Origin of the sequence: Rhodopirellula maiorica SM1, assembly GCF_000346295.1 — a bacterium.
Taxonomy (GTDB): Bacteria; Planctomycetota; Planctomycetia; order Pirellulales; family Pirellulaceae; genus Novipirellula; species Novipirellula maiorica.
This window is the reverse complement of the sequence record NZ_ANOG01000577.1, coordinates 1-11,089: the sequence shown is the minus strand read 5'-3', so window position 1 is coordinate 11,089 and position 11,089 is coordinate 1. Positions and strand designations below refer to the sequence as shown.

The window sequence follows — 11,089 nt, the reverse complement described above, 5'->3', positions numbered from 1 at the left end:
CCTTGCGTTCGCTCGGTAGCTGCCAGTTGTTCCCTCCGCCGAGACAAGCTCAACGGAAGGATGATCATGCGCATGAATTGCTCTGTGGGCTCACGTCCATGGCTACAACCTATCGCCACTTCGTGGCTGAAATCAAACCGGCGTCAGCGAACCCTGGGTGCGCTTCGCGCCCCTGGGCTTTGTTGTTAAACGCCTTTGGCGTCGGGGGGGGGAAATTTGGCGGTCACTTATTGACCGCAACGCGGTCGGACAACACAGCCCGAGGTCGCGCAGCGCAACCTCGGGGGATGGTGATGACAACAACACGAACCTCAAGCGGGTCGGGCAATGCTATGAACGCCGTAAGACACAACTGATGGCATCTTGCCAAACCCGGCGCCACATGGCCCTCCTTGGAAATCTCACAGATGCCGACCCTCTCCACTTTTTTGGGCGAGTGAAACGTGTTGTTGCGACGGCCGACCGCTACAGATCGAAGTCGTCCAAAGAATCGATCAGGCGGTCGAGTTGGTCTTTGGGTTTGGCAGCGTGCTGCTGTTGACGCTTCAGTAGTTGATCGTCGATGCCGACGGTGTCGCGGCCGGCTAACAATAATTGCTCGTCACGCTCGCGGGCTGCGGTGGCGATCGGATCGTCGCTACCCGCCGGAGCCCCAAACAATTGCGACAAGTCAATTTTGAAGCCTTCGTCCCCTTCGACCTCCGCACCGGCGATCGCGGGTGCTTTGTGCTGGGGGAAGATGATCGCGTTTTCGGGACAGACACGGCTGCACGCAGGACATCCTTTGCGACAATTGTCGGGCTGTTCCACCAAAATCGTCTCGGCCGCATCGACGCCATACACGCCGAATAAACAAAAATCGACACACTCCATACAGTTCGTGCAGCGGCTGAAGTCGATCACCGGGTACCAACGCCGCGATGTCTGTTCTTCGACCTCCACCAACTTGCCGCCAATGATCGGCAAACTGTTTGCCGACGATTTGTCCTCGGTCGGTTGACCAACAATCCGTTTCAATTCGTTGAGAAACGGATCCGCATCTCCCGCCAGTTTCAAATCGATGCAGTGGATCTTGCGATCCGGCCGTGGGTACAACGTTGCGACTCGGTCGACTCCGTCGTCCTCGTCCTCCGCATCACTTGCTTGTCCGTTGACAGCCTCATCGACTTCGTCATCCGACTCATCCGCATTCGACTCGCCCAATTCCGTTTCCACCAATTGGCCACGGACGCCGTTACGATCCAAGACCCAGTGGGCAGCGCGGGAATAGATCCACGAGAAGACGATCAAATCGCCTTCGATCTGCGACAACTGCTGATACGACTCGCTCGTTTTGGGCAAATCGTATAGGTGCGGAACGACCAACACGTCGACGCCGTCGATTTTCGCGGCAGCGTCGGCAAGTTGTTGTTCGATCGCCCGCTTTTGCGGGTTCCGCGATTGGCCTCGCGAGACAACAACGGTGTATGCGGCTCTTTCGATCGCTGAAATCATTGTGGCTTCGTCGTTTGCAATGCGGCGGGGATTTTGACAGGAATGCGAGACTAAGCTGGTAGACAGGAATCGTTGGCTAAAATCCAATTAGCCGTTAGGGTCGATAGCCCCGGTTGAACATGGGAACCGTGGCTAGCGCCAAAACGGCTAACATACACCGAAAGACTCCTTCCTACCTGCTTACCAGTTCAGTGGCTTGAGCCAAGCGGCCTTGGCGTCGGTCAGCGTTACGCTTAGCACTGATCCGGCATCGGTCATGATTTCCAATTTACCGGAATCGTCCATTGTACCTAGCCGTGTCGCCGAAACCGCGGATTTCGCGAACAGCTCGGCAAATGCGTCGGCTTGGTCGCTCGGCACTTCGCACAGGAAGCGGGTGTTCGATTCGCTGAACATCACCTCGGTCGCCGACAATCCCGATTTCTTGCAGATCGCGTCGATATTCAGGCTCATGCCCAACCCGCCCGCCATCGCCATTTCGGTCGCGGCGACCGCCAAACCGCCTTCGCTCAAGTCGTGACAGGCACGGATCATCCGTCCGCCGATCGCTTGATGCACCGCGGCAAAAGTGTTCTTGGCTTGCACCGCGTCCACCGTCGGCACTTGACCGCCACTTGAATCGAGTGCCAGCAGCAAGTGAGACCCACCAAGTTCCGATTTGGTTTCACCGACCAAGAAGACGGCATTGCCGGCCGCTTTGGCATCCATCGTGATCGCTTTGGCGACATCGTCAATTTGCCCCATCGCACTGATCAACAAGCTAGGCGGAATCGCGATGGTTTGACGATTTCCGTCGGAGTCGTTGTAGCTGAACTCGTTATTCAAGCTGTCTTTGCCGCTGACAAACGGAGTGCCCAGCGTGACCGCCATGTCTTGGCAGGCGATTGCGGCCCGAACCAGCGAACCAAGTGTTTCGGAGCGATCGGTGTATCCCCAGCAGAAGTTATCAAGGATCGCGATCTTGGCCGGATCGGCACCGACCGCCACCGCGTTTCGCATTGCTTCATCGATCGCCGAGGTCGCCATGTGATAGGTGTCAAAATCACCGTAATGAGGATTCATGCCACACGAGATCACCAACCCACGACGACTTTCGAGTCGCGGTTTGACTACCGCCGCATCGCTGGGGCCATCGCACATCGGGCCGACCAACGGTTTGACCACGCTGCCCGCTTGGACTTCGTGATCGTATTGGCGGATGATCCAGTGCTTGCTGGCGACGTTCAGGCTGCCCATGATCTTCAATAGCACGTCGCGGTGACCTGCATCATCCAGCGACGGCAACTCGGCCGCTGTCGTCGGTGCCGGATGATAGACGGCGTCGCGAATGATCGGCGGTCGTCCGTCGTGCAAAAATTCCATCGACACATCGCCAACGACGTTGCCGTGATAAGTCAGTTGCAAACGACCGGTCGGGGCAAAACGGCCGAGGATCGCCGCCTCGACTCCTTCGCTTTCACAAAGTTCGCGAAGTTCATCCCACGAGTCTTGCGGGACCGAAAGGACCATGCGTTCTTGAGCTTCGGAGATCCAGATTTCGGTATAGCTGAGACCTTCGTATTTCAGCGGCGCCTTTTCGAGCCAAACTTCGGCGCCGAGCTTTTCGCCCATCTCGCCCACGGCACTCGAAAAACCGCCCGCACCACAATCGGTCACGGCGTTGTACAACCCACGATCACGTGCCTGCATCAATACATCGAGCACCATCTTTTCGGTGATCGCGTTGCCAATTTGCACCGCACCGCCGGAAAGCGATTCCGATTCGCTGGTCAATTCCGCCGAACTGAACGTGGCGCCGTGAATACCGTCGCGGCCGGTACGTCCACCGATGGCGACAATCAAATCATCAGGCTGGACCTCTTTCTCTTCCATGCCGACGGGAATGATGCCGACGTTGCCGCAGTACACCAACGGGTTACCGAGATAACGACGATCAAAATAGACCGCACCGTTGACGGTCGGGATCCCCATCCGATTGCCGTAGTCACGAACGCCCGAGACAACGCCTTTCATCACTCGCCGCGGATGCAGCACGCCTGGTGGCAATCCGGTCGGATCGGTATCGGGCGGAGCAAAGCAGAACACATCGGTATTGCAAACCGGCTTGGCTCCCATCCCGGTGCCCATCGGGTCACGGATCACACCGCCGAGTCCCGTGTTCGCACCGCCGTAGGGCTCCAGTGCAGACGGATGGTTGTGCGTTTCAACTTTGAAACAAACATGGTACTTGTCGTCAAACGTGACGACGCCGGCGTTGTCCTTGAACACGCTGACGCACCAATCGTCATCGCCGAGTGTTTTACGAATCGTTTGCGTGGCGGCAAAGATCGTTTCTTTGAGCATGTTTTCGTACTGACGCTCGTCCGCTTCGGGAGTCCCGTCGGCACCGGGGCCGCGATAGTGGATCCGACCGGCCAGCGTTTTGTGGCTACAGTGCTCGGACCACGTTTGCGCGACCGTTTCGAGTTCGATGTCGGTCGGGTCACGACCGATCGATTCAAAGTGATCGCGAATCGTTTGCATCTCGACCAGCGTCAGATACAACTGGCCTTCTTTGGAAAGCGTTTCGAGTTCCGGATCGCTGAGTTTGCGAATCGGAATCGTTTTCAGTTCGAATTGGCCTGCCGAACCGACATCCAATTGGTCCATTTCCAGCGGGCCGACGACGACCTGTTCGACCGAGTCGTTCGACAGGGCGCGGCGGCAAATGGCATCAAGTACCGGTTCCTCGACGTCGCTGATCCAGAACTTGCGTAGCGTCCGCACGGCATCGACGTTGAAGCCGATGTCCTTGGCCGCGGCAATCGTACTGGCGGCCACCGGGTCCATCACGCCCGGTTTGGGCAGCACGTTGACGAGCGTCAAACTATCACCGGGCGGTTCGTTCAGCACGTCTTGGCCGGCGATCGCGACGACCGATCGTTCCGTGACCGCATCGACAAGCAGCGTATTGGCGAGCTGGACCGCTTGGTCATGAGCGAAATCGCCTTGGATCAGGAAGCTGCGGGCACAGTCGACTTCTAAATTGTCATGCAGCCCAAGCTCGTGAATTTCTTCTTGGGTTCGCTCGGCTTCACGATCGACTTGACCTTCGGCCGGATAAATATCAATTTGCCAAAGCGGCATGGTTGCGTTTCCAGTATTTCAAAATTTCGAAGTGAAGTGTATTCGCTGATGGGGCAGCGGTCGGATCGTTGTCGCCGTGGACGCCTGCGAATTGTCGACGCCCCCGTTTTTTACGCCAACGGCGCTAAATTCCATAGCCCCAGAGGGCTCGGTATTGCCGGAAATCAAGGAAGCCATGTTCTCTGAGTGCGAGTTTTTCAGGGTGACCAGGCCGACTCAAAACGAATCTCGAATCGTTTTCGCCTCTTTTAGCCATCGCAACAGGCTCTCGTCGTCGCGGGAGTGCATCCATTGTCGGACCTCTTCGATCGAGCCTGCCAAGCGGCGAAGTTGCTCTTCGATCGCCGTCCGATTTTCTTGACAAATCGCCAACCACATTGCGGGATCGCCTGCGGCAACGCGAGTGATATCGGTCCATCCGCTGCCCACCAGATCCGCCGATTGCTCACAGACCAATTTGGCCACCGCCGAGGAAGCCAAATGCGGCACGTGGCTTACCGATGCCAAGTGGGTATCGTGATCCTGGGGGCTGAGCGTGACGATCCGCCCGCCAGTCAACCGCCAAAATTGCTCCGCCCGCTCGAGCAAGTCCGCTGGCGTTTGTTCACTAGGAGTCAACACGACCACTTTGCCGACAAACAAATCCGCTGTGGCATGTTCGGCGCCCGTTTTCTCGCTCCCGGCGATCGGATGAGCTGCGACAAATTTGGCAACCGCTTCGGGACACTGGCTGACCGCTTTGACGATCGTTCGCTTAGTGCTACCGACATCGGTGATCAAGCAATCGGGGTTTGATGCTTTGGCAACCGCAATTACCTTTTCGGCGACCGTGTCCACGGGCGTTGCAATCACCACGACGTCGACGTTACCGCACGCCTGTTCGATGGATTCGGTGACCGCATCGACGACTCCCGAATCGACCCACTGTTGGCCTTTGTCGGCACAGCGAACGATGCCGACGACATGAACCGAGGGAACCGATTGCCGGATCGCGCGAGCCACGCTGCCGCCAAGCAGGCCCACGCCCAGAATCGCGACACGAGCGGGCCTAAATTCCGAAGGGGAGTCTTTCATTCTGGGAAGCTTCAGCGTCGTCGTGTCAGATCAAAGTAGCAGGGAGAAGGAGCATGGGCGTCACAACGCCTTCCGCCTTACAAATTCGGCAGTTTGTGACCGAGTTTTTCGCGTTTGGTGCTGAGATACTTTTGGTTGTGCTCGTTCACCGCCGACACGATCGGGACCTGATCGACCACACGCAGATCGAAACCACGCAGGTTGAACGCCTCGGTCTTTTTCGGGTTGTTGGTCAACAACCGAACTTCGCTGAGTCCCAGGTCCTTCAAGATTTGCAATCCGATTCCATAATCACGCATGTCGGCTTTGAAACCGAGCGCGTGGTTGGCTTCGACCGTGTCGAGTCCATTGTCTTGCAACGCGTAAGCCCGAATCTTCTGAGCCAAACCGATCCCGCGTCCTTCTTGCGGCAGATAAACCAACGTGCCGCGGCCTTCTTTGCTGATCGTTTCCAAAGCCATATGCAACTGATCGCCGCAATCGCAACGCAGCGATGCAATCAAGTCGCCCGTAAAGCAACTGCTATGCATTCGCACCAACGGCGGCACAGCGGCATCTGCTTGGTCGTCGTTCAAATCGCCATAGACCAATGCAATCGGCTGCTGGTCTTCGTACTGGACCGAGTAGACGATGATTTTGAAGTTACCGTATTTCGTCGGCAATTCGGCTTCGGCCGCTCGGCTGATCAGTTTTTCGCTGACCCGCCGGTGGGCGATCAGTTGTTCGATACTGATGATTTTCAGATTGTGTTTCTGAGCGATCGCTGAGAGCGAATCACGCGAGGCGCGGTCGCCGGTTTCATCGAGGACTTCGCAGAGTACGCCGGCGGGATGCAAACCAGCCATGCGGGCTAGATCGACCGACGCTTCGGTATGTCCGGCACGGCGAAGCACGCCTCCCTCTTTGGCCAACAGCGGATAAACGTGTCCAGGCCGAACAAATTCATTGGCGGTGCAATCGTCGGCGGTCATGCGAAGGATTGTTTCGCTTTTTTCGCGAGCGGTGATCCCCGTTTTCGCGGTGCGGATATCGACGGGGGTCATGAACGCCGTTTTCAGCGGGGCATCGTTCAACGCGACAATCGGCGCAAGTTCCAACCGCTTACAGACTTCGGGCAATACCGAAACGCACAATTGGCCGCGGCCGGAGAGCATGAAATTAACGGTTTCGGGCGTCGCTTTTTCAGCAGCACAGATAAAATCGCCTTCATTTTCGCGATCTTCGGCATCCACGACGATCACGACTTCGCCTCGGCGAATGGCTTCTACCGCTTCGGGAACGGTGTTTAGCTCGATGGCCATATTGAACTTTGTACGAGTAAGACGACTAAACAGGGTCGACAGGGAACGTATTATACGTTTGTCGGCGTAAAGCTCCCACCGCCCCAATTTCGCACGGGGACGGAATTTTCGCGACCATGAGGATTCGAATGCATTCGGCGTTTGTAGGGTTATTGATGCACCATTTTGACGATTTTGCGACATTCGGTCGCCGGGTGACCGGGAAGCTCGTTCGGCCTGTACTCGTTCGGCCTGTACCCGTTCGGCCTGTAGCGGGGAACGCCTCTGCAAGAATCGGCTTGGTGTGCGCCGCCGCCGTTGCGGTGGCCGCTTCCAGCCCGCTCACCGCGGCCCCCCCGACGAAGACAGCCGAGCAAACGGTCGAACGCACTACCAAACAAGGCGAATCGACTGCGGCGACCGAGACCGCTGCACCGCGAACGTTTACGAACCAGCAATACAGCCAGCGTGACGATTCTACGGGGCGTTGCGACGTCATGATTCCTGGCAGCGTGGAACCGCCTGCGGGCGGATTCCCCACCGTGGTGATCGTGCACGGCGGTGCTTGGATGAGTGGCGATAAATGGACGATCGAAGGCTACGCGCGCTTTTTGGCCGAACATGGCTACGCCACGATCAACATTAACTACCGCTTGGCTCCGCGTTACAAGTTTCCGTCGCAAGTTGATGATGTTCGCGATGCACTGGTCTGGGCCCAAGAGAATGCGGCGCGTTTTTCACTTGACCTCCGCCGTATCGGACTGTTTGGCTATTCCGCCGGCGGCCATTTGTCGCTTCTTGTTTCCGTGCTGAGCGACGAACCGATGGAAACCCAGTTGGCGTCGAGCGAGTGGACCGCCGATGACGAGCGTTGGCAGAAGTTGCCGGCGATCCAAGCGGTTTGCGTGGGTGGCCCTCCGTGTGACTTTCGAAATCTTCCGCCCGAGAATACCGGATTGGCGTACTTTCTAGGCGGATCTCGCCGTGAAAAACCCAGTGTCTACGAAGCCGCATCGCCGACGGCGCATGTGTCTGCCCAGGATCCGCCCGTCCATCTGATCCATGGAGAAGCCGATTCGATTGTTCCCATCCAAAACAGCTTGCTGTTTGCCGAGCAAGCCAAAGCGGCGGGAATCTCTTGTGATTTGACGACGATCAAAGGGCAAGGCCATCTGATCACGTTTTTGAATCCTCGAACCAGCCAGGCGATGATCGAATTTTTCGATAAGACGCTCTCGCTGCAATAACCCCAGCAACGCTGCCGTCTTTGCGGCTAAAGAACGGGCACAGCCAAGGCACGGTTCAGCAATAAGTTCGTCGCTAAAAATTGGTTACCACCGTAGTGGACGAGGTCACGAGTCCCGGCCACTAGGTCGCGAGTCCACACCATTAGGTCGTGGGGACTCGTGACCTCGTCCACTACCTCCAAAGCGTCAGCGTACGACTCGTGTCCTTTGCGAGAACATTTGAAACGGCGAAGTTATTGCCGAGCGTTTTCTACAGACGGGGAAACGAAAACGACGACCCAGATGACGATCCAGACGGCATTTTCGTTGAGAAGCTTGGACCGCGTGGCGGTCTCGGTGGCGCTGGAGGTGGTGGAGGGATGACCGCCGGAGCGACTCGCAATCCAACCGGCGTGTCCAGTTCCCACTGCGCCAGAGAGGCCCATGGCGTGCCGGTATGCTCTTCGATGCACTTGTCGAGTGAATGGATCGCCGTATCAACTAGATACCTTGATTCGGACGACCTCAGCGATGCATCGGGCAGCAACGTGATCTCGTTGACTTGGGGTGACAGCGACTGCACGAGGCCCTCGGTCGCCGCCAAGTATTCAAGGCAACGTGCTTGCATGGCGTACACGCGTCCCTTGGTCAAATCGAACGAAGCTTGCCACCGCGGTAGCGTTTCTTCGTGCCACGGCACCGACGTGTCCTCTAACCGCACCACAAATGACTGTAACACCTCGCTCGCTTTTTCGATGCGAGCGCGTTCAATTCGCAAAACGCGTGACAGCTGATCGCGAAATTTTGACGGCACAAAATATGGATGCAGGATCGGGTAAGGATAGACGGGTGATCGCTCGCCTAGAAATGTCATCCGTGGTGGCACAAACAGATCTGCGTGTTGATAACTGATCGTTGCGGCATCGACCACAAACTTTCGCACCGGATACTGATGCAGCGAACGCACATACTGATCGACCGAGTCATAGTCGGGCAGATATTCGTTGCGGTTGCTCCATTGCTCGACACTACGAGATCCGTTTTCGTCCAGCATCGTGAACGAGCCACCGGTTTGCAGTGCCAACCGCGTCAGTGCAAAGGGGCCGAACCCCGAGTGCAATCGTTCACGATATGGGCCTCCGTACCAAGGCGTGTTCGCCGCCACGCGGGCACCGGATTGTTGCCACATTGGCAATGCTGAATCGTGCCAGTAGGGAACGAGGAAGCGTTCGGGCAGCGACGTTTCGGGACCTTTCTTGACTGGCAACCAAAACGCGTACTCGCGTCCACCGCTAGGGATGTGACACAGTTGCGATCCCTGTTCGCACCCCATCACCGCATTGGGACCGATCACGTGCACGGCGACGCCAGCGCTGCGGCAATACTCGATCGTCGGTTCGAGCCGCAACGTATCGTCTCCGGATTCGTCTGTCAGGATGACAATCAAGATGCGTTCTTTGCGTTTGCGTTGCTCGCGGTACAGCTGAACCGCTTGCGTGACCGCCGACATCACGTTTTCGTCACCGGTGGTATCGATCGGGACTTTGGTCATCGCTGAAATCGCGCGTGCCCCGACGTGAGTGGGCCGCAAGATTTCTCGCCAATTTTGCCCGAACGCGATCACGCTGCTATACAACGTGCTTGCGTCCGCGTCTCGGTCTCGCCGCTTTGTATTGAACGCCTCGATCGACTTGTAGAACGATTCCGCATGCACCGCCATTTGGTTTCGTTTCAGTGTCAAGCTTGCTGATGCGTCAAATAGCCACACGACCAAGGTATTGTCTTGTTCAAGTTCGCTACGGATCGCGCCGGTCACAACTTCGCCCGCTTCGCCGATCCCCGCCGCAGCGACCAACTTGTCGGCTCCTGAGGCAGCTCGAGTCAGATCGGACAACGATTTCATTGCTTTCCCACCACCGAGCTCTGCGCCCCACACGTCACTTCGTTCAAACAGATCCATCGACGCCAAGGCAGCCGACGGAGGATCGAACGAATCGAGGGCATCAAGCGGCGATGGATCCGCCGACGTGTCCAACTGCGTTGTCACGGGTTGCTCGAGCACGGCGGAGGCGGTCGTCGGTGCGGATGACGTTGGATCGTACGAACTAACAGATGCCACGGTGAAATCAGCCATCGCAGAATCGTTACCGGCATAGGTAGCCCAGATTCGATGCCCTGCGTCGCCGGCCAGGCTGTCAATGACCCACAATCCCAACGCCAACAGAAACAACGTGTGCAGCACGATCGACAAGAACCAGGGTTTCAATCGCCTAAAGACGGTTGTCGATGCCGGTGGAGTCGATGCCGGCGAAGACGACGATAAGTTCAGCGATGACTTCGATTCAGCCAATCGGCTCGATTGCGTTTGGGGCGAATTCAACTTGCTACCTCGCGCGTTCGTGTTTCAAAAAACCACGTTCGGAAATCCTGCCCCAATCCACCCTCACGGGCGTTTTACCCCAGTCTACCATGACGTCTCGCCCCGCCAGAGGGAATCAGGCAATCCCGTTTTTGCATCGCCAGCAGCGAGAATCGTGATCCGCCGTAACGTTAAGGATACCCGTCTTCGGTCTCGATTCGGAGTATTTCGGCTAAAAAATTTAGGATGAACTCAGGGGAACCGCGACTTGCGGGTCCAGTGCAAAAGCGTACCCTTTGTGGCACTCCTTCCTCTCAATGTGCAAATTTCGACGGCAAACTCACGATTCATGACAGGCTCTTTACTGGCGGTTTACTGCATTTTGATCATTGCCGGATCCGTCACGGGAGGATGGCTGCCGGCGTTGATGCGGATGACACACCTGCGAACTCAGCTGTTGATGAGTTTTGTGGCCGGCTTGATGCTGGGGATTGCGATGCTTCACATGCTGCCTCATGCATTTCACTTGA

The 11,089-nt window shown here is 56.9% G+C and carries 6 protein-coding genes and 1 pseudogene; 2 read left to right on the top strand and 5 right to left on the bottom strand.

Going from position 1 to position 11,089, the window contains the following annotated elements; all coding sequences use genetic code 11:
• Positions 1-465 precede the first annotated feature (465 nt).
• The 4 genes from RMSM_RS18390 to RMSM_RS18375 form a co-directional block, all read right to left on the bottom strand.
• The gene (locus tag RMSM_RS18390) at positions 466-1,494 is read right to left on the bottom strand and encodes an ATP-binding protein (protein ID WP_008699545.1); all 1,029 of its coding nucleotides are present in this window, start codon (positions 1,492-1,494) and stop codon (positions 466-468) included.
• A 180-nt stretch (positions 1,495-1,674) separates the two neighbouring features.
• Positions 1,675-4,620 (bottom strand): phosphoribosylformylglycinamidine synthase subunit PurL, encoded by a 2,946-nt coding sequence (gene purL, locus RMSM_RS18385; RefSeq protein WP_008699543.1) that lies wholly within the window; start codon positions 4,618-4,620, stop codon positions 1,675-1,677.
• 216 nt (positions 4,621-4,836) lie between these two features.
• Complete coding sequence (locus tag RMSM_RS18380) at positions 4,837-5,694, bottom strand: prephenate dehydrogenase (protein ID WP_008699539.1); 858 nt, start codon at positions 5,692-5,694, stop codon at positions 4,837-4,839.
• Between the two features lie 77 nt (positions 5,695-5,771).
• The gene (locus tag RMSM_RS18375; protein ID WP_008699537.1) at positions 5,772-6,995 is read right to left on the bottom strand and encodes a bifunctional 3,4-dihydroxy-2-butanone-4-phosphate synthase/GTP cyclohydrolase II; all 1,224 of its coding nucleotides are present in this window, start codon (positions 6,993-6,995) and stop codon (positions 5,772-5,774) included.
• 281 nt (positions 6,996-7,276) lie between these two features.
• Here RMSM_RS18375 and RMSM_RS37105 point away from each other — a divergent pair, with 281 nt between their 5' ends.
• Entirely contained in the window at positions 7,277-8,221 is a 945-nt protein-coding gene (locus RMSM_RS37105) for an alpha/beta hydrolase (RefSeq protein WP_008699535.1), read from the top strand.
• Between the two features lie 250 nt (positions 8,222-8,471).
• On the opposite strand, the gene RMSM_RS18365 is transcribed toward RMSM_RS37105, so the two are convergent.
• Entirely contained in the window at positions 8,472-10,580 is a 2,109-nt protein-coding gene (locus tag RMSM_RS18365; RefSeq protein WP_008699533.1) for a vWA domain-containing protein, read from the bottom strand.
• A gap of 328 nt (positions 10,581-10,908) precedes the next feature.
• Here RMSM_RS18365 and RMSM_RS18355 point away from each other — a divergent pair.
• Positions 10,909-11,089 (top strand): annotated as a pseudogene (locus RMSM_RS18355) (ZIP family metal transporter); the annotation flags it as partial.

Bases quoted from the DNA above. Each gene is read 5' to 3' on its own strand.
- RMSM_RS18380 (WP_008699539.1), bottom strand. From the start codon at position 5,694: ATGAAAGACTCCCCTTCGGAATTTAGGCCCGCTCGTGTCGCGATTCTG.
- purL (WP_008699543.1), bottom strand. From the start codon at position 4,620: ATGCCGCTTTGGCAAATTGATATTTATCCGGCCGAAGGTCAAGTCGAT.
- RMSM_RS18390 (WP_008699545.1), bottom strand. From the start codon at position 1,494: ATGATTTCAGCGATCGAAAGAGCCGCATACACCGTTGTTGTCTCGCGA.
- RMSM_RS18375 (WP_008699537.1), bottom strand. From the start codon at position 6,995: ATGGCCATCGAGCTAAACACCGTTCCCGAAGCGGTAGAAGCCATTCGC.